General features: G+C 73.2%; 21 protein-coding genes, 1 tRNA gene and 1 pseudogene. 16 read left to right on the forward strand and 7 right to left on the reverse strand.

Features of this window, described 5'->3' with window-relative positions; translation table 11 throughout:
- Positions 1–51: 51 nt before the first annotated feature.
- Positions 52–705, forward strand: a pseudogene (locus BLU42_RS21250) (carbohydrate ABC transporter permease); the annotation flags it as partial.
- Here BLU42_RS21250 and BLU42_RS02470 read toward each other — a convergent pair.
- Positions 634–1,641, reverse strand: coding sequence for an EamA family transporter (locus tag BLU42_RS02470; RefSeq protein WP_231918404.1), 1,008 nt, complete (start codon positions 1,639–1,641; stop codon positions 634–636). The pseudogene BLU42_RS21250 and the gene BLU42_RS02470 overlap by 72 nt on opposite strands.
- 84 nt (positions 1,642–1,725) lie before the next feature.
- Here BLU42_RS02470 and BLU42_RS02475 point away from each other — a divergent pair, with 84 nt between their 5' ends.
- Positions 1,726–2,625 carry a LysR family transcriptional regulator gene (locus BLU42_RS02475; protein WP_091073117.1) on the forward strand — a complete coding sequence of 300 codons (900 nt, stop codon included), beginning with the start codon at positions 1,726–1,728 and terminating at the stop codon, positions 2,623–2,625.
- Between the two features lie 112 nt (positions 2,626–2,737).
- Here the strand turns inward: BLU42_RS02475 and BLU42_RS02480 are convergent, their stop codons facing one another.
- Both BLU42_RS02480 and BLU42_RS02485 read right to left on the reverse strand, forming a co-directional pair.
- Positions 2,738–4,165, reverse strand: coding sequence for a carotenoid oxygenase family protein (locus tag BLU42_RS02480; protein ID WP_157719730.1), 1,428 nt, complete (start codon positions 4,163–4,165; stop codon positions 2,738–2,740).
- 212 nt (positions 4,166–4,377) lie between these two features.
- On the reverse strand, positions 4,378–5,736 hold the full coding sequence (locus tag BLU42_RS02485; RefSeq protein WP_197680585.1) for an esterase-like activity of phytase family protein: 1,359 nt from the start codon (positions 5,734–5,736) through the stop codon (positions 4,378–4,380).
- A 72-nt stretch (positions 5,737–5,808) separates the two neighbouring features.
- Here BLU42_RS02485 and BLU42_RS20805 point away from each other — a divergent pair, with 72 nt between their 5' ends.
- Positions 5,809–6,255 (forward strand): hypothetical protein, encoded by a 447-nt coding sequence (locus BLU42_RS20805; protein WP_172825714.1) that lies wholly within the window; start codon positions 5,809–5,811, stop codon positions 6,253–6,255.
- A 7-nt stretch (positions 6,256–6,262) separates the two neighbouring features.
- Here BLU42_RS20805 and BLU42_RS02490 read toward each other — a convergent pair whose 3' ends face one another.
- Together BLU42_RS02490 and BLU42_RS02495 are read right to left on the reverse strand one after the other, a co-directional pair.
- On the reverse strand, positions 6,263–7,087 hold the full coding sequence (locus BLU42_RS02490; protein ID WP_091073119.1) for an MBL fold metallo-hydrolase: 825 nt from the start codon (positions 7,085–7,087) through the stop codon (positions 6,263–6,265).
- 16 nt (positions 7,088–7,103) lie between these two features.
- Positions 7,104–7,580, reverse strand: coding sequence for a hypothetical protein (locus BLU42_RS02495; protein ID WP_157719731.1), 477 nt, complete (start codon positions 7,578–7,580; stop codon positions 7,104–7,106).
- Between the two features lie 60 nt (positions 7,581–7,640).
- Between BLU42_RS02495 and BLU42_RS02500 the strand changes: the two genes are divergently transcribed.
- The 12 genes from BLU42_RS02500 (at position 7,641) to BLU42_RS02555 (ending at position 16,220) form a co-directional block, all read left to right on the forward strand.
- Positions 7,641–8,684 carry an LLM class flavin-dependent oxidoreductase gene (locus tag BLU42_RS02500; protein WP_091073121.1) on the forward strand — a complete coding sequence of 348 codons (1,044 nt, stop codon included), beginning with the start codon at positions 7,641–7,643 and terminating at the stop codon, positions 8,682–8,684.
- Between the two features lie 162 nt (positions 8,685–8,846).
- Positions 8,847–9,293 carry a Mov34/MPN/PAD-1 family protein gene (locus tag BLU42_RS02505; RefSeq protein ID WP_091073122.1) on the forward strand — a complete coding sequence of 149 codons (447 nt, stop codon included), beginning with the start codon at positions 8,847–8,849 and terminating at the stop codon, positions 9,291–9,293.
- A 72-nt stretch (positions 9,294–9,365) separates the two neighbouring features.
- Complete coding sequence (locus BLU42_RS02510) at positions 9,366–9,656, forward strand: MoaD/ThiS family protein (protein WP_091073123.1); 291 nt, start codon at positions 9,366–9,368, stop codon at positions 9,654–9,656.
- The gene (locus BLU42_RS02515; RefSeq protein ID WP_091073124.1) at positions 9,653–10,603 is read left to right on the forward strand and encodes a PLP-dependent cysteine synthase family protein; all 951 of its coding nucleotides are present in this window, start codon (positions 9,653–9,655) and stop codon (positions 10,601–10,603) included. The genes BLU42_RS02510 and BLU42_RS02515 overlap by 4 nt, the downstream gene beginning before the upstream one ends.
- Before the next feature lie 67 nt (positions 10,604–10,670).
- Positions 10,671–11,114 (forward strand): VOC family protein, encoded by a 444-nt coding sequence (locus tag BLU42_RS02520; protein ID WP_091073125.1) that lies wholly within the window; start codon positions 10,671–10,673, stop codon positions 11,112–11,114.
- Between the two features lie 25 nt (positions 11,115–11,139).
- Positions 11,140–11,964 (forward strand): glutamate racemase, encoded by an 825-nt coding sequence (gene murI / locus BLU42_RS02525; protein ID WP_091073126.1) that lies wholly within the window; start codon positions 11,140–11,142, stop codon positions 11,962–11,964.
- A gap of 30 nt (positions 11,965–11,994) precedes the next feature.
- Positions 11,995–12,804 (forward strand): MBL fold metallo-hydrolase, encoded by an 810-nt coding sequence (locus BLU42_RS02530; protein ID WP_091079140.1) that lies wholly within the window; start codon positions 11,995–11,997, stop codon positions 12,802–12,804.
- Positions 12,805–12,830: 26 nt separating this feature from the next.
- A complete protein-coding gene (locus BLU42_RS02535; protein ID WP_091073127.1) occupies positions 12,831–13,478 on the forward strand; it encodes a hypothetical protein in 648 nt (215 codons plus the stop codon).
- 36 nt (positions 13,479–13,514) lie between these two features.
- Positions 13,515–14,237, forward strand: a complete 723-nt coding sequence (gene rph, locus BLU42_RS02540) for a ribonuclease PH (protein ID WP_091073128.1) — start codon at positions 13,515–13,517, stop codon at positions 14,235–14,237.
- Positions 14,234–14,866 carry an RdgB/HAM1 family non-canonical purine NTP pyrophosphatase gene (gene rdgB, locus BLU42_RS02545; protein WP_091073129.1) on the forward strand — a complete coding sequence of 211 codons (633 nt, stop codon included), beginning with the start codon at positions 14,234–14,236 and terminating at the stop codon, positions 14,864–14,866. The genes rph and rdgB overlap by 4 nt, the downstream gene beginning before the upstream one ends.
- A complete protein-coding gene (locus BLU42_RS02550; protein WP_091073130.1) occupies positions 14,863–15,657 on the forward strand; it encodes a thymidylate synthase in 795 nt (264 codons plus the stop codon). Before rdgB ends, BLU42_RS02550 begins: the two co-directional genes overlap by 4 nt.
- Positions 15,654–16,220, forward strand: a complete 567-nt coding sequence (locus BLU42_RS02555; protein ID WP_091079143.1) for a dihydrofolate reductase — start codon at positions 15,654–15,656, stop codon at positions 16,218–16,220. The genes BLU42_RS02550 and BLU42_RS02555 overlap by 4 nt, the downstream gene beginning before the upstream one ends.
- On the opposite strand, the gene BLU42_RS02560 is transcribed toward BLU42_RS02555, so the two are convergent.
- Positions 16,171–16,253: transfer RNA gene (locus BLU42_RS02560), tRNA-Leu, on the reverse strand. The two genes, BLU42_RS02555 and BLU42_RS02560, sit on opposite strands and share 50 nt — an antisense overlap.
- A 35-nt stretch (positions 16,254–16,288) precedes the next feature.
- Complete coding sequence (gene bcp, locus BLU42_RS02565; RefSeq protein ID WP_091073131.1) at positions 16,289–16,777, reverse strand: thioredoxin-dependent thiol peroxidase; 489 nt, start codon at positions 16,775–16,777, stop codon at positions 16,289–16,291.
- Positions 16,778–16,916: 139 nt separating this feature from the next.
- Between bcp and BLU42_RS02570 the strand changes: the two genes are divergently transcribed.
- Entirely contained in the window at positions 16,917–17,237 is a 321-nt protein-coding gene (locus tag BLU42_RS02570; RefSeq protein ID WP_091073132.1) for a DUF3618 domain-containing protein, read from the forward strand.
- The last annotated feature ends 296 nt before the right edge of the window (positions 17,238–17,533 follow it).

Raw genomic sequence — 17,533 nt, forward strand, 5'->3', positions numbered from 1 at the left:
CTGCTCGCGGCGGTCGTGGTCTGCGTCGTGGTCGTGGCCCCGCTCTACTGGATGGTCGTCGTCGCGCTGTCCTCGCGCAGCGAGCTGCTGGGCGGTGAGCTCCGGCTGTGGCCGCGCGCGCTCACGGTCGAGAACTTCGACCGCGTCTTCTCCTCGTTCCCGGTGCTGACGTGGTTCGGCAACTCGGTCTCGATCGCGCTGACGACGGCGATCATCACCGTCGTCGTGAACCTGCTGGGCGGGTACGCCTTCGCGCACCTGCGGTTCCGGGGCTCGTCCGCGCTCTTCCTGACCGCGCTCGCCACGCTGACCCTGCCGGTGCAGGTGATCATGGTCGCGCTGTTCCGGCTGGTGACGACGCTCGGCCTCTACGGCAGCTACTGGGCGGTGATCCTGCCGACGGCGGCGTCGGCCTTCGGGCTCTTCCTGGCGCGGCAGTCGATGCTGTCGATCCCGCGCGACCTGGTCGAGGCGGCGCGGATCGACGGGGCGGGGCACTGGCGCGTCTTCACCCGGATCGTGCTGCCGCTGTCCAAGCCGCTGGTCGCCGTGCTGTTCTTCATGAGCCTGCTCGGCAGCTGGAACGACTTCGCGTGGCCGCTGATCGCGCTCCAGGACAACCGGCTCTTCACGCTACCGATCGGCCTGCTCTACCTGCAGGGGCAGTTCGGCCCCGACTACGGCGCCACGATGGCCTTCGCCCTCATCAACGTCACGCCGATGGTCGTGCTGTTCCTCCTCTTCCAGCGCTACTTCGTCCAGGGGTTCGCCCGCAGCGGCATCCGCTGACCGGCTGCCGGAGCGCTCCGCGCCGATCCCGGCGGCGACGACGAAGGCGACGCCGACCAGTGCGGGCGCGGCCGGCACCTGGGCGAGCACGACCAGCCCGACGAGCATGGCGAACGCCGGCTCGAGGCTCATCAGCGTGCCGAAGGCGGCGGTGCTCAGACGTCGCAGCGCGAGCATCTCCAGGCTGAAGGGCACGACGGGCAGCAGCACCGCCAGCCCGAGACCGGCGAGGAGCAGCTCGGGCGTCATCCGCCCGACGACCGAGGGGCCCACGGTCAGCGTGGCCACGAGCGCCGCGACCGGCATCGAGATGCCGAGGCCGGTGAGCCCGGAGACGCGGTCGCCCACGCGCTGGGTGAGCAGGATGTACGCCGCCCAGCAGCACGCCGCGGCGAGCGCGTACGCGACGCCGGCCGGGTCCGCGGAGCCCGCCCAGGGCCGGGTCAGCAGCAGCACGCCGACGGCGGCGAGGACGGGCCACACGAACCGCCCGGTCCCGCGACCCCGGGCCACGGCGACGCCGAGCGGCCCGAGGAACTCGATGGCGCTCGCCGTGCCGAGCGGCAGCCGGGCGACCGCGGCCATGAAGAACAGCGTCACCGCGGCGGTCGCGACGCCGAGGCCCACCGCCGTGCCCCACGCGGCCCGGGTCAGCCGTGCGCGCCACGGCCGGGCGAGGAGCAGCATGATCGCGCCGGCCCAGACGAGGCGGAGCCAGGCGGCCCCCTCGGCGCCGACGCGGTCGATCAGGGTCACCGAGACGGCGAGGCCGGTCTGGACGCAGACCATCGCGGCCATGGCCATGAGGGCGCCCTGGCGGGAGCGGTCCGGGACGGCGTACGAGGCGTGCACGGCACCAGTCAAGACCGGGGGAACCCTTCGCGTCCACGTCGATCTGACGTACTCACCGTTCACGAATCGTGGACAATGCGTGACGTGGACCTGCGTCGCCTGCACCTGCTCGTCGAGCTGTCGCGGCTCGGGTCGATGCGCGCGGTCGCCGACACCCACGGCCTGACGACTTCGACCGTCTCGCAGCAGGTCGCGGCGCTGGCCCGCGAGGTCGGCACGTCGCTCGTCGAGCCCGACGGCCGGAGGGTGCGCCTCACGCCGGCCGGGCGCCGGCTGGCCGACCACGCGGTGACGATCCTGGCCGCGGCCGACGCCGCCCGCGTCGACCTCGACCCCGCCGCCGAGCCCGCCGGGACGCTGCGCGTCGGGGGCTTCTCCACCGGGATCCGCACGTCGCTGCTGCCGGTCGTCGCCGAGCTCGAGCGGACCCACCCGGCGGTCGAGGTGCTGATCAGCGAGTACGAGCCGGCCGAGGCGCTCGCGCTCCTGGCCGAGGACGACCTCGACCTGGCCCTGACCTACGACCACAACCTGGCGCCCGTGGCGCTGCCGCCGACGATGTCGGCGAGCCCGCTGTGGACGGCGGCCTGGTCGCTGGCGGTGCCGGCCGCTCCCGACCTGCCTGACGCGAGCGTGGGGTTCGCGAGGTGGGCCGACCGGGACTGGATCGTCAACTCCCGCAACACCGCCGACGAGGACGTGCTGCGCACCCTCGGGGCGCTCGCCGGCTTCACCCCGCGGGTGCGCCACCGGATCGACAGCCTCGAGCTCGTCGAGGACCTGGTCCTGGCCGGGCAGGGGCTCGCCCTGCTGCCCGCGGCGAGCCGGCCGCGCGCGGGGGTGAGCCTGCTCGAGCTGCGGGACCCGCCCGTCCTGCTCACCGCGTACGCGGTCACCCGCCTCGGCCGCGAGCGCTGGTCACCCCTGCGCCTCCTCCTCGACCGGCTCGCCGCCCAGGACGCAGGCCCTCAGGACGCTCCCTGAGCCTGTCGAAGGGCGAACCCGAGAACGCTCCCTGAGCTTGTCGAAGTGCCCGGAACGGGTCGGCTTTCTCATGCAGCAACGACGCCGACCACTTCGTGGCCCTTCGACAGGCTCAGGGAGCGTCGTCGTACCACTGCCCGTGGAAGCCCAGGGGCAGCGCGTCCGGAACCTCCGCCCGGGCGACCTCGGTGAACGTGTCGGCGTCGAGCGCGAGCAGGAACGACCGCCGTGCGACCGAGTCGAGCACGAGGGAGAGGACGACGCCGGCGTCCTCGGCGGTGCTCGAGGGGTCGTCGACCAGGACCGGCTCACCGGGCCAGCAGCCCTCGGCCGTCCAGGTCCGGCTGCTGCCGTCCTCGACGTCGACCTTCACCAGCCGGTCGGAGAACGAGGTCGTCAGGGTGTCCGGCGTCCCGACGCCGTAGACGTGGCGGTAGGGCAGGCCCGAGCGCTGGACGTACGCGATCGCCGGGAACTCGAACGGCGTGCGGCTCAGCAGGCGCCACGTCACCGGCCCGCCGTCCAGAGGCACCCGGTAGCGGCGCAGCTCGCCCGCCGGCGTCCGCGGGCCGGGCCCGCGGAGGGCGTCGAGGTCGAACTGGTGCATCGCCTGCTCACCAGGGACCGACGGCAGGTCCACCAGCAGGGCGCCGTCGGACTCGAAGGCGTTGACCTGGTGGTAGCAGAAGAAGGCGGGGACCACGCTGCGGCAGACGACCGAGCCGGTGACGCGCTCCACCACGGTGAACCGGGTCCCGCGTTCGGGCCGCCAGTCGTGGCTGTCGACGAGCGAGCGGCCGACGAGCAGCGACAGGGTGTTCGCCAGCAGCGGGTACTCGAGCAGCACGACGAACCGCGCGGTCATCGCGAACGAGTGCATGTACGACGGGTGCTCGGTCGGCACGCTGGCGACCAGGCGGCGCTGCAGGCTGTCGTCGTCGAGCTCGTACACGTGGTAGCTGCTGCGCCGCCCGTACTGCAGGGTCAGGCCGGTCAGCAGACCGCGGGCCTGCTCGTGGTGCGGGTGCGCGCAGCACCAGTCGCCGGGCAGGTCGTCGTCGTAGCGCAGGACGTCGGTGGTCTCGAGCGTGAACGGGTCGTACGGGATCGCGTCCGGGGTCTCGGTCACGGCCACGTGGCGCCCGCCGAGGCGCAGCACGTTGACCACGGCGTTCGTCCCGGTCTCGGGCGGCCGGCCGAAGCGCGCCAGCCGCGCGGGCCACGACCGGGGCGGGGTGGTGCCGACCTCGGCGAACCCGAACGCCCCGGTCTCCGTCGCCGCCCGCCAGGCCGGGCTGCGCACGTAGCGACGGGCGTAGGAGACCCGGCCGTCGCGGACCGTGAAGCGCTGGAGCAGCGCCAGCCCGTCGAACCAGTGGCGTGCCGGCTGCCCGCGACCGCCGGGCTGCGCGGTGAAGCGGCCGGGGCCGTTGCGCACGAGCGTGCCGCCCAGCCACGCCGGCCACGTTCCCGTCGTCTCGAGCTCGGCGTCGACGACCTCGGTGTCGATCCCCTCGAGCCCGACCCGGTAGTCGCCCACGGTGGTCCTCCCGTCCTCGCTCCCAGCCACCGTAGATGGCGGCCCTTCGACAGGCTCAGGGATCGTGGCTGGGTCGGTGCGCGGCTACCGGACCACGACCCCTGAGCTCTTCGAAGGGCGCCCCAGCGGCGGGGAGCAGCAGGGGCCGTGGCCGGGGAGGTGTCCCGGCCACGACCCCTGAGCTCGTCGAAGGGCGCTGGCGGCCCCGCGGCTCAGTGCCGGTCGATGACCAGGAACTGGCCGTCGTCGACCGAACCGTCCGGGCGCGTCTTGGCGACGAGGCCGAAGGGGGCGGCGTCGCCCGCGCTGTCGCCGATGCCGAAGTCGCTGTCGTTGGACACGATGATCCGGCGGCCGCCGTCGAGCACCGCGACGCCCTCGATCTTGTCGTGGTCGAAGAAGGTGCCGCCGGGCGCGGCGGCGTTGGTGAGGGCGCCGAGGTCGAGGTAGAGCTTCTTGCTCACCGGCGTCACGCCCGCGGTGGTCAGCGCGCTCGTCGCGGAGGCGCTGTCGCCGGTGCCGGCCACGGACTCGAGGCTGAGGCCACCCAGGGACACCCCGGTCGTCGCGCTGTACGGGCCGGCCGTGGTGCCCGGACCGACGTCGGTCGCCCCGCTCAGGTCGACCTCGTAGAGCTTCTTGACCGCGCCCGGCCCGAACTCGCCGTCACGCTCGTCGACGACGAAGCGCGTGGCCGACAGCGCGGCGATCTCGCTGACCGCCGTGCCGAGCGCCTTCGGGTTGTCGAGCACGTAGGCGTACTCGCGGCTCACCTTCGTCCTCAGGTCCACGGTGACGATCCGGGTGACCGCGACGGACTTCGGCTTGCCGGCGTCGGCCTGGGTCAGCGCCGACTGCATGATCCCGACGAGCGTCTTCCCGTCCGGCGTGATCGTCAGGCCCTCCATGCCGCGGTTCGGCGTCCGCAGCGCGAGCTCGCGGGGCAGCGAGCCGTCGAACGGCGAGAGCCGCTCGATCGCGCGCCCCTTCCTGCTGAAGTGCGTGATGAACGGGCCGTACTCGTCGGACACCCAGAAGGTCCCGTCCTTCAGCGCCACCAGGCCCTCGGAGTCGTAGCCGTACGGAGACGCCGGCAGGACCTTGCCGTCGAGGTCGGTTATCGTCTCGCCGGTGCCGGCCTGGGTGTTGACCTGCCCGTTGTACGGCGTGCCGTCCTTGGCCCGCAGCTCGATCCGCTTGACGAGCCTGGCGCTGCCGTCCTTCTTGAGCGTGAACTTCCCGATCGAGGGCACGAAGCCGGGGCTCGGCTCGATCTTGCTGTCGTCGGGGCCGTCGACGTTCGGGCCGCGGTCGGTCAGGCCGTACACCTGGTCCTTGTGGCCGGGCACGGGCACGACCGCCGAGCCGTAGCCGTCGCCCCGGACCTGCACGCCGCCGACGGTGCCGATCGCGGCCACGCGCTCGGTGTAGACGCGCAGGGAGAGCGAGGTCGACGGGCGGGGGCCGGGGGCGGGGGCCGGCTTGGCCGAGGCGGCGGGGACGGCGGTCGCGGTGGCGGTCAGGGCCAGGCCGGCGACGAGCGTTCCGAGGAGGAGGGGGCGACGGGTCACGAGGCGCGAACCTAGGGCGGCGCGGTGAACCGCAGGTGGCGTCGAGGTGACGGTTCGGCGCAGGATGGAGCCATGAGGGGACGGGTGCTGGTCGTGCTCGTGCTGGTCTTGACGGTCGCCGTGATCGTCGCCTCCACGGTCTCGTACGTGCGGCAGCGGCGGGCCCCGGTCGTCGTCGACGCCGCGTGCCCGGCGCTCCTGCCCGGCACCAGCGACGCGACGGACGACTACGGCGACGTGGTCGCGTGGCGGGGGCAGAGCCTCTGGCGCACCGAGGAGCGCACCACCGCCGGCGAGCAGGTCGGCATGGTCGGGTGCTCCGTCACCTCGATGCCCAACCCGGACGGGCTGCGGGTCTCGCAGCTGCCCTGGGCCGACGGGACGGCGACCGTCCTCGAGCGCGGCACCACCCTGCACCTCCCGCAGGAGGACCGCGACGGTCCGGCCCTGGTCGCGCGGACGGCGGACGGCGACGTCCTCTACTGCCCGGAGGTCGTGGACGCGCCGCAGACCTGCTGAGGACCGGTCAGGTCCCGGTGAGATGGTCGAAGTCCCCGCGGACCCAGGCCACGTAGCGCTCGGCCGAGCGGGCGACCCACGTCGAGGCGTCGGCCCGGACGCAGCCCCCGAAGTTGTCGTAGAGCCGCTCGGGCCCCAGCGCCAGCACCCGGTCGGCGACCCTGCGGACGACGGCGGCCGACAGCGGCACCTGGTTGGGATAGCTGCGCATGAAGGACACCCAGTGCTCGTCCGGCGTACCGGCGACGGTGTCGCCGGTGAGCAGCACGGTCCCGCCGTCCGCGCCGGTGAACCGGGCGACCGCGCTGCCCGGGAAGTGCCCGCCGACGCGGTGCAACGTCACGCCCGGCAGCACCTCGTGCGTCTCGCCCCAGCCCTGCACGCGCTCGTCCTCGCGCTGGACCCAGCCGCGGTCCCGCTCCTGGACCCACACCGGCGCGTCGAAGCGTCGCGCCCAGTCGACCTGCGCGCCGAACATGTGCGGGTGGCTCGACGCGACCGCGGCGACCCCGCCGGCGCCGCGCACCGCCGCCTCGAGGTCGTCGTCGACGTAGCCGTTCGGGTCCCAGAGCAGGTTGCCCGCCCCGGTCCGCACGAGGAGCGCCCGCTGCCCGATCCCGACCGACGGCTCGACGCGGATCCCGAGCAGGCCGGGTTCGACCTCCTCGAGGCGACCGCTGCGCCCCTCGGCCGCGAGCTCGGCGAGGGTGGTCCAGCGCTGCCCGGAGGGGCGGACGTACTGCCGGTCGTCGCTGCAGATCGCGCAGGTCGCGGGCGGCTCGGGCGTGTCCGGCCGCTCGACGGCGCAGGTGCGGCAGGTCCAGACGGTCACGGTCGGCTCCTCGGGGTCAGGTCGCGAGCGAGTGGGGGAGCGGGCCCTGCGCCAGCTCGGCGTACGCCGCGTCGAGCGCGGTCGCGGCCACGCCGAGACCCTCGATGCGCCCGACGGCGTCCGCGAGCCGGGGCGAGCGGCCCTCGTGGGCGAGCAGGTCCATCGCCATCGAGAGCACCAGCGCGTGGCTGTGCAGGCCGACGTCGAGGACGTGGCGCAGGCGCTCGTCGTCAGGGTGCGCGCAGCGGGAGGGCAGCTCGTTGCGGAGGCTGAAGAAGCGGCGGACCAGCGGGCCGCCCCGCGGCGCGATCAGGCCGAGGTGGCCGTGACGGCGGATCTCGCCGAGGACGGCCTCGGCCCGGTCCTGAAGGATGACCGCCTCGGCGGCGGCCCGGCGCAGCCGGGTGCGGTCCTCGACCACCGGCTCGGGGCGCGCGACCGCGTCGGTCAGCACGGCACCACTGCCGCGCAGCCAGCTCCACAGGCGGCTCACGCGGCTCACAGTAGGCCCGGGCGATGCGCGCGGCCAGGGGCGGCGGATAGCGTGCGGGGCATGGCTGGACAGGACACGGGGCGGCCGCTGCGACGGCTCGGCTTCCTCACGATCGGCCTCTTCGACCCCGCCGACCCCGGCCCCGGCCACGCCTTCACCCTCGAGATGATCGAGCTCGGCGAGCGGCTGGGGTTCGACAGCGCGTGGCTGCGGGACCGGCACCTGCAGCACGGCATCTCCTCGCCGGTCGCCGTGCTCGCGGCGGCCTCCCAGCGCACCTCGCGGATCGACCTCGGCACGGCCGTCATCCCGCTCGGCTGGGAGAACCCGCTGCGCCTGGCCGAGGACCTGGCCACGGTCGACGTCCTCAGCGGCGGCCGGCTCAACCCGGGCATCAGCGTGGGGCCGCCGATGGCCTGGGACGACGTCAAGGCCTCCCTCTACCCCGACACCGCCGAGGTCGAGGACTTCGGCTACGGCCGCGTCGAGCGGCTGCTCGGCTTCGTCTCCGGCGAGCGCGCGAGCACGTTCACGGGCACCCGGGGGATCGAGGTCTTCTCCGACCGCGTCCAGCCGCAGTCTCCGGGGCTGCGCGAGCGCCTCTGGTACGGCGGCGCCAGCTTCCGCTCGGCGCGGTGGGCCGGCGAGCACGCGATGAACTTCCTCACCTCGAGCGTGCTCAAGGTCGACGAATCGCTGCCCGAGGGCGAGGCGTACGACTTCGGCGCCCTGCAGGCCGAGCAGGTGCGGGCCTACCGCGCCGCGCACCCGGCGGGCGAGGCGGCACGGGTCTCCCAGGGGCTCGTCGTGCTCCCGACCGACAGCACGACCCGCGAGCAGCGCGAGCGCTACACCGCGTACGCCGACGCGCGGCTCGAGCGCACCCGCGAGCCGCAGGGCCCGGGCCGGCTGCTCTTCGCGCCCGACCTGGTCGGCACCTCCGAGGAGCTCGCCGAGCAGCTGGCCGCGCACGCGGCCTTCCGCGAGGTCGACGAGGTCGCCTTCGCGCTGCCCTTCACCTTCGAGCCGGAGGACTACGTCCAGATCCTCACCGACATGGCGACCCGCCTCGGCCCGCTGCTCGGCTGGGAGCCCTCGGCCTGACCACTGCACTTCCTAGCGCCAGTCGCGCAGGACGCCTCACGGTCGGGCTCGAACCTACGTCAGGCCTCGCGCTGGCGCTAGAAAGTGCAGCGCTGTCGGTCACGAGGTCTCAGCCGTCGGAGCACGACAGCCCCTGGCGAGCGCTCGACCTAGGGTGACCGCGTGCTCCGGATCAGCCAGGACCTCGTCGACGGGATGGTCGCCCACGCGCGCGCGGACCACCCGGACGAGGCGTGCGGCGTCATCGCGGGACCCGAGGGCTCGGACACGCCGCTGCGCCTCGTGCCCATGATCAACGCGGACCGCTCGCCGACCTTCTTCCGCTTCGACCCGAGCGAGCAGCTCGAGATCAGCAAGCAGATGTGGGCCGCCGACGAGGAGATCGTGGTCGTCTACCACTCCCACACCGCGACCGAGGCCTACCCGTCACGCACCGACGTCTCGTACGCCGCGGAGCCGCAGGCGCACTACGTCCTGGTCTCGACCGCGGAGTCCGGCCGTGAGCCCGGGCCGGTGTCGGTCCGCTCCTTCCGGATCCTCGAGGGCGTGGTCACCGAGGAGGAGATCGAGGTCCTCCCGGCGCCCGACGCGCAGGGCGAGACGGAATAGGGCGTCCGCGGGTCGCGTTCGACCCGGGGCAGGGCCAGCACGGACCAGTACGCGAGTGGAAGTGAGCAGGACATGGCGGTAGAGGTGCGGATCCCGACGATCCTGCGGACCTACACGGGCGGCGAGAAGGCCGTCTCGGGGCAGGGGACCACCCTCGCCGAGTTGTTCGACGACGTCGAGGGCCGGCACCCCGGCCTGCGGGCGCGGATCGTCGACGAGAAGGCCGACAGCACCGCGCTGCGCCGCTTCGTCAACGTCTACGTCAACGACGAGGACGTCCGCTTCTCCGGTGGCCTCTCGGCCCCCGTCGCCGACGGCGACGTCGTCGTCGTCCTCCCCGCCGTCGCGGGCGGCTCGCTCTGACCCGCTTCGCCTCCCTCGAGGACTCGGTCGGCGGCACCCCGCTGGTCGGGCTGCCGTCGCTCTCGCCGAGCGAGGACGTGCGGCTCTGGGCCAAGCTCGAGGACCGCAACCCGACCGGTTCGATCAAGGACCGTGCGGCTCTGGCGATGATCAGGGCCGCCGAGGCCGACGGCCGCCTCCGGCCCGGCTCGACCATCCTCGAGCCGACCAGCGGCAACACCGGCATCTCGCTGGCGATGGCCGCCAAGGTGCGCGGCTACCGCATGGTCTGCGTCATGCCCGAGAACACCTCGATCGAGCGCAAGCAGATCCTGGCGATGTGGGGCGCGGAGATCGTGTCCTCCCCGGCCGCCGGCGGCTCGAACGAGGCCGTCCGCGTGGCCAAGGAGGTCGCGGCGGACCACCCCGACTGGGTGATGCTCTACCAGTACGGCAACCCGGCGAACTCCGAGGCGCACTACCTCACCACCGGGCCCGAGATCCTCGCCGACCTGCCCACGGTCACGCACGTCGTCGCCGGCCTGGGCACCACGGGCACGTTGATGGGCATGGGCCGCTTCTTCCGCGAGCACAAGCCGGACGTGCAGATCATCGCGGCCGAGCCCCGCTACGGCGAGCTCGTCTACGGCCTGCGCAACCTCGACGAGGGCTTCGTGCCCGAGCTGTACGACGCCAGCCTCGTCGACCGCCGCTTCTCGGTGGGTGCGCGCGACTCGGTGCGACGGGTCCGTGAGCTGCTCGAGCGCGAGGGGATCTTCGCGGGCCTGTCGACCGGCGCGATCGTGCACGCCGCGATGGCGCAGGCCACCCGCTCGGTCAAGGCGGGAGAACCTGCCGACATCGCCTTCATCATCTGCGACGCCGGGTGGAAGTACCTGTCGACCGGGGCCTACAACACCGACCTCGACACCACCGAGGACTTCCTCGACACCCAGGTCTGGGCGTAGGCCAAGACTTGTCGTGCGCGACCCGTTCGCGCACGTCAGACGCTACGGAACAGGGCAGGATGGCCCCATGAGCCAGCACCCCGCCGAGGCGGTAAGCCCCACCGGTCTCCACCACGTCCGCCTGACCGTCACCGACATCGCCCGCTCCAAGGCGTTCTACACGACCCTGCTCGGCAGCGAGCCGGTCATCGACCAGTCGGACCACGTCGACGAGCCGGGGGTGAAGGAGAGCCAGGAGCAGTTCTACGGCGGCTGCGTGTTCGCCGTCGGCGACCAGATCCTCGGGCTCCGCCCCGTCGCGGAGCCGGGCGACCGCTTCTCCTCGACGCGTGTCGGCCTCGACCACGTCGGCATCCAGGTGGAGTCCCGCAGCGACCTGGACAAGGCCGTCGAGCGCCTGGACGCCGACGGCGTGCCGCACGGCGAGATCACCGACATCGGCTCGATGGTGATCCTGTCGATCCAGGACCCCGACGACATCAACCTCGAGCTCGCCTTCCCGACCAGCTGAGGCCCGCCCCCTAGGATCGGTCGACGTGGCAGCAGGGGTCGGGACACAGGCGCCGATCGGGATCTTCGACTCCGGCTTCGGCGGGCTCCTCGTGGCCCGCGCGGTGACCGACCTGCTGCCGTACGAGGACATCGTCTACCTGGGCGACACGGCCCGGTGCCCCTACGGGGACCAGCCGATCGCTCAGGTGCGCGAGTATGCGCTCGAATGCCTCGACCACCTCGTCGCTCAGGGCGTGAAGGCCCTCGTGATCGCCTGCAACGCCGCCAGCGCCGCGGTCCTGCGCGACGCGCGCGAGCGCTACTCCGTGCCCGTCGTCGAGGTGATCTCGCCGGCGGCCCGGCGGGCGGCCGCCGCTACGCGCAACGGCCGCGTCGGGGTCATCTGCACCGAGGCGACGGCCACCTCGCAGGCGTACGACGACGCCTTCGCGGCCGCGCCGCGCATCGACCTCACGACCGTGGCCTGCCCGTCCTTCGTGCCCTTCGTCGAGGCGGGAATCACCGGCGGGCCGGAGCTCCTCGCCGCCGCCGAGGAGTACCTGGCGCCGCTGCGGGGCGAGGGCGGCGTGGGACGTGACGGCGTCGACACGCTGATCCTCGGGTGCACCCACTACCCGCTGCTGACCGGCGTCATCTCCATGGTCCTCGGCGACGAGGTCACGCTCGTGTCGAGCGCCGACGAGGGCGCCAAGGCCGTCTACGTCGAGCTCACCCGGCGCGGCCTCACGCACGACGAGCCCCGGCCGAGCAGCCACCGCTTCCTCACCACGGGCAACCCGGAGGCCTTCGAGCGGCTCGGCGCCCGGCTCCTCAACGGTCTCGTCACCGACGTCGAGCAGTTCGTCTGATGCGGCGACCTCGGTGAGGCGGTGCCGTCGATGAGGCTGACGGTGGTCGGCTGCAGCGGCTCGGTCTCCGGGCCGGCCTCGCCCGCGTCCTGCTACCTGGTGCAGGCGCCGTACGAGGGGCGCACGTTCAGCCTCGTGCTCGACCTCGGCCCGGGCGCGTTCGGCGCCCTGCACCGGCACCTCGACCCGCGCACCGTCGACGCGTACGCCTTCAGCCACCTGCACCCCGACCACTGCCTCGACCTGTGCGCGGCCTACGTCGCCGCCCGGTACTCGCCGACGGCGCCGTGGCCGCGGGTCCCCGTCCTGGCCCCCGCGGGCGCGCCGGAGCGCTTCGCCCGGGCGTACGACGTCGAGCCGCGCGTCGGCGCGGCGCCCGAGGGCGGCATCTCGATCGCGGACTGGTTCGACCACCGGCCCTGGCGCGACGAGCAGCTCCTCGGGCCGTTCCGCGTCGCGGTCGCCCCGGTCGACCACCCGGTCGAGGCGTACGCCGTCCGCGTCACCGAGGCCGCGAGAGGCGCGTCGCTCGTCTACTCCGGCGACACCGGGCCGTGCGACACGCTCGTCGAGCTGGCCCGCGGCGAGGACGGCGGCGGGGTCGACCTGCTGCTGGCCGAGGCCGCCTTCCTGGACGGACCCGACCTGCCCACGGGCGTGCACCTGACGGGGCGCCAGGCCGCGGCGGCCGCGCAGACCGCGGGGGTGGGTTCGCTGGTGGTCACGCACATCCCGCCGTGGCACGACCCGCAGCGCGTCCTCGCCGAAGCGGCCCCGCACTTCTCGGGCCCCACGTCGCTCGCCGAGACCGACGCGGTGCACACGATCTCGCCCCGCTGACCTGTGGTCTGGCCCAGACTCCTGCCGTGGACGTCGATCTGGAGGCCTTCGAGACCCGCTGGTCGCGCTCCCGCGTGCGCCGCCTGCTCGTGTTGCCCGCCGTGGTGGCGGGCGTGGTCGCGCTGGCGTGGTGGGCGGGCCTGCTGCCGCCGGCGGTCGCGGTCGTCTTCCTCGTCCTCAGCCTCGGCCTCCTGCTCCTCCTCGCCGTCGCCGCTCGCGCATCCGCGGCACACCCGGTCGCGCTGCGGATCGACGAGCTCGGTCTCACGCTCCCGGGCTGCCCAGCCGTTCCGTGGAGCGACGTCGAGGTGGTCGAGGTCGGTCCGCTGAGACCAGCCTGGCCGATCGGGCGACCGAAGCTCGTCGCCGCCGTGCTGCCGCGACCGGGTGTCCGGCTGGGTTCGACGCCTGACCGAGGACTCAAGGGCTCCGGCTGGGCGGACGGCCTGCGCCGCCGGCGCTACGGCACCGAGCTGGTGCTGCCGCTCTTCGTCCTCGAGGCCGAGCCGGAGGTCGTGGTCGGTGCCATCGAGACCCGAGGTCGCGTCCCCGTGCGGCGGCTGCTGCTCCACCGCAGTCGCGGTGTCTGGCTGGCACTCCTCGTCGTGGGCGTCGTGCTCGTCGCCGTGGTCGCCGTCCTGCTGCTCCTCGCCCTCCTCTGGATGGTCGTCTGACGCCGGTGTCAGAGGTCGCACCTAGGCTCAGGGACCATGACCACCCGCGCCGACGGCCGCAGTCCCGACGACCTCCGCGAGGTCACGATCACCCGCGGCTGGCTGGAGCAGGCCGAGGGCTCGGTGCTCGTCGAGTTCGGCAGCACGCGCGTCCTCGTCGCGGCCAGCGTGACCCAGGGCGTGCCGCGCTGGCGCAAGGGCTCCGGGCTCGGCTGGGTGACCAGCGAGTACGCGATGCTGCCTCGCGCGACGAACACCCGCAACGACCGCGAGTCGGTCAAGGGCCGCATCGGCGGGCGCACGCACGAGATCAGCCGGCTCATCGGCCGCAGCCTGCGCGCGGTGATCGACTACGCCGCCCTCGGCGAGAACACGATCGTCCTCGACTGCGACGTCCTCCAGGCCGACGGCGGCACCCGCACGGCCTCCATCACGGGCGCGTACGTCGCGCTGGCCGATGCCGTCAGCTGGCTGCGCGACCGCAACGCGCTCAACGGCGAGCCGCTGACCGGCTCCGTCGCCGCGGTCTCGGTCGGGGTGGTGGGGGAGACCCCGATGCTCGACCTCGCCTACTCCGAGGACTCCGTGGCCGAGGTCGACCTCAACGTCGTCACCGACGGCACCGGTCGCTTCATCGAGGTCCAGGGCACGGCCGAGGGGGCACCCTTCGACCGCGCGATGATGGACACGCTGCTCGACCTCGGCGTCGCCGGCACGGCCCGGCTGACCGAGCTGCAGCGCGCCGCGCTCGCGTCGTGACCGCGACCGGTCCGGGCCGGACGGTCGTGCTCGCGACGAACAACGCCCACAAGCTCGTCGAGCTCCGCCGCCTCGTCGCCGAGGCGGGTGCGGACGTGACGGTGCTCGGGCTCGGCGACCTGCCGCGGTACCCGGAGCCGGCCGAGACGGAGCGGACGTTCGTCGGCAACGCCCTGCTCAAGGCCCGGGCCTGCGTGGCGGCGACCGGGCTGCCGGCGCTGGCGGACGACTCGGGCATCGCCGTCGACGTGCTGAACGGGATGCCCGGCGTCCGCTCGGCCCGCTGGTCGGGTCCGGACGCGACGGACGCGACGAACAACGCCCTGCTGCTCGCGCAGCTCGACGACGTCGAGGACCCCGACCGCACGGCGTCCTTCGAGGCCGCCGTGGCCCTGGTGCTGCCCGACGGCCGCGAGCACACGACGACCGGCCGGATGACGGGGCGGCTCCTCCGGGCCGCGGCCGGCGAGCACGGCTTCGGCTACGACCCGCTGTTCGTCGCCGACGGGCAGGAGGTCAGCAACGGCCAGCTCGACGCGGCGGCCAAGGACCGGATCAGCCACCGCGGCCAGGCGGTCCGTGCGATGGTGCCGGTGCTGCTCGAGGAGCTGACGAAGGAGCCGCAGTGAAGACCTACCTCGACCTCGTCCGCCACGTCCTCGAGGACGGTGTGGAGAAGTCGGACCGGACCGGGACCGGCACGCTCAGCACGTTCGGCCACCAGATGCGCTTCGACCTGCGCGAGGGCTTCCCGCTGCTCACCACCAAGAAGGTGCACACCCGGTCGGTGTTCGCCGAGCTGCTGTGGTTCCTGCGCGGCGACTCCAACGTCGCCTGGCTGCACGAGAACGGCGTCTCGATCTGGGACGAGTGGGCCGACACCGACGGCGAGCTCGGACCGGTCTACGGCGTGCAGTGGCGCTCCTGGCCCACGCCGGACGGACGCCACGTCGACCAGGTCGCGGAGGTCATCCGCTCGATCAAGGCCAGCCCCGACTCGCGGCGCCACCTCGTCAACGCCTGGAACGTCGGCCAGCTCGACGAGATGGCCCTGCCGCCCTGCCACACGCTGTTCCAGTTCTACGTCGCCGAGGGGCGGCTGTCCTGCCAGCTCTACCAGCGCTCGGGCGACGTGTTCCTCGGCGTGCCCTTCAACATCGCCTCGTACGCGCTCCTGACCCACCTCGTCGCGCAGGTCTGCGGGCTCGAGGTCGGCGACTTCGTGCACGTCCTCGGCGACGCCCACCTCTACCTCAACCACCTCGACCAGGCGCGGCTGCAGCTCACCCGCGAGCCGCGGCCGCTGCCCCGGCTCGTGCTGAACCCCGACGTGCACGACATCGACGGCTTCACCCTCGACGACATCAGGCTGGAGGGCTACGACCCGCACCCGGGCATCAAGGCCCCGATCGCCGTATGAGCCCCTCGCGCGGCCCCGAGCTCGTGGGCATCGCCGCCGTCGCCCGCAACGGGGTCATCGGGGCCGACGGCGACATCCCGTGGCGGGTGCCGGCGGACTGGCGGCGGTTCAAGCGGCTGACGACCGGGCACACCCTCGTCATGGGTCGCAAGACCTACGACTCGATCGGCCGGCCGCTGCCCGACCGCACGACGGTGGTCGTGACCCGCGACCGGAGGTGGCGCGGGGAGGGCGTGCTGGTGGCGCCGACGATCGACGAGGCACTGCTGGTCGCCGCCGGGCGCGAGGCCGAGCAGGAGGTCGGGACCGTCTGGGTCGCCGGGGGAGGGGAGGTCTACTCCGCCACCTGGGACCGGCTCGACCGTCTCGAGCTCACCGAGGTCGACGTCGAGCCCGAGGGTGCGGTACGTCTGCCCGCTGTCGAGGCCGAGATGTGGCGCGAGAGCGGCCGCGAGGCGTACGCGGCGGAGGACGGGGTGCCCGCGTTCGCCTTCGTCACCTACGTGCGGCGCGTGCCGGAGAAGGGACTCGAACCCTCACGCCCTGCGGGCACAGGAACCTAAATCCTGCGTGTCTGCCAGTTCCACCACTCCGGCCGGCGCCCGAGCGTAACCCGGGGCGCAGGAGCCTCCTAGGCGCCGGCGGGGACGCCGAGCTCGCGCTTGAGCTTGTCCACGTGGCCGGACGCGCGCACGTTGTACTGCGCGACCGCGACGGTCCCCTCGCCCTTGGCGTCCACGTCGACCACGAACGTCGAGCGGATGACGCCCTCGACGAGCTTGCCGTAGAGCAGCTTCTCCCCGAAGGCCCCGTACGCGGTCAGGACCTCCTTGGCCGGGTCCGAGAGCAGCGGGAAGGCGACCGACTGCCGCTCGCGGAACTGCGCGAGCTTGGCCTGCTCGTCGGGGGAGATGCCGATCACGTCGTAGCCGGCGGCGCCGAGGTCGTTGATGGCCGCGGTGAAGTCGACGGCCTGCGTGGTGCAGCCCGGGGTGAGCGCCGCCGGGTAGAAGTAGACGATCACGCGCTTGCCGGCGTAGTCGGCCAGCGACACCGACCGTCCGTCGGCGTCGGGCAGGGTGAAGGCGGGGGCGGTCGCACCGGCGTCCAGTCGGGTCACGGGCGCGACTCTAGTGCCCGCCCCCGGGCCCGCGTCTCGTGCGGTCCGCGGTCGGCAGCGAGGAGGTGGCCACAACCACTAGGCTTCGTCGGACCGCCCCCGGCACCGTCGGGAGCCCGCGCGAGGAGCAGGAGGACAGGTGTCGACCCAGGCCAACGAGCCCAGCCTCACCGGTCGGACGAAGTCCCAGATCGAGGCCGACCTCGGCGCCACGCGCGAGCGGTTGGCGGCCTCGGTCTCCGGCCTCATCGACGAGGTGCACCCCACGCGCATCAAGCAGCGCACGGTGGACCGGCTGCGTGCCGCGATCCAGACGCGCAAGGACGACGCCCGCGCCTACGTGTTCAACTCCCGCGGCGACCTGCGCACCGACCACGTCATCACCCTGGCCTCCGTCGCCGCGGGCACGCTGACCGTCGTGCTGGTGCTGCGTTCGCTGCTCAACCGCGGTCGCCGCTGACCCCTCGGCCCGGCCGTCCTGCGGCTGCCGGCCGGACCTCGCTCACGCCTTGACGACGCTCCACATCTCTTAATGGATTAAGGCCTGCACCCGGTCGTCGAGCGCTTCCCAGAAGGCGCGAAAGCGTGTTACCGCGTTGATAACGATCTTTGCCAAATCGTTGTGACAGGTTGCGCCCAGGGCGTTCTCAGCCCCTAGTGTGGCCCGACAGCACCCCGGAACAGGTGCGTCTTCGACACAATGAAGTGAGGCCTTTATGCGTTTCGTTCGCTCAGGGCGCCGCGTCGCGGTTGCTG

The sequence above is a fragment of the Microlunatus sagamiharensis genome, from assembly GCF_900105785.1.
Lineage (GTDB): Bacteria > Actinomycetota > Actinomycetes > Propionibacteriales > Propionibacteriaceae > Microlunatus > Microlunatus sagamiharensis.

Bases quoted from the DNA above. Each gene is read 5' to 3' on its own strand.
- BLU42_RS20805 (WP_172825714.1), top strand. From the start codon at position 5,809: ATGAGGGGACGGGTGCTGGTCGTGCTCGTGCTGGTCTTGACGGTCGCC.
- BLU42_RS02500 (WP_091073121.1), top strand. From the start codon at position 7,641: ATGGCTGGACAGGACACGGGGCGGCCGCTGCGACGGCTCGGCTTCCTC.
- BLU42_RS02510 (WP_091073123.1), top strand. From the start codon at position 9,366: ATGGCGGTAGAGGTGCGGATCCCGACGATCCTGCGGACCTACACGGGC.
- BLU42_RS02520 (WP_091073125.1), top strand. From the start codon at position 10,671: ATGAGCCAGCACCCCGCCGAGGCGGTAAGCCCCACCGGTCTCCACCAC.
- BLU42_RS02530 (WP_091079140.1), top strand. From the start codon at position 11,995: ATGAGGCTGACGGTGGTCGGCTGCAGCGGCTCGGTCTCCGGGCCGGCC.
- rph (WP_091073128.1), top strand. From the start codon at position 13,515: ATGACCACCCGCGCCGACGGCCGCAGTCCCGACGACCTCCGCGAGGTC.
- BLU42_RS02555 (WP_091079143.1), top strand. From the start codon at position 15,654: ATGAGCCCCTCGCGCGGCCCCGAGCTCGTGGGCATCGCCGCCGTCGCC.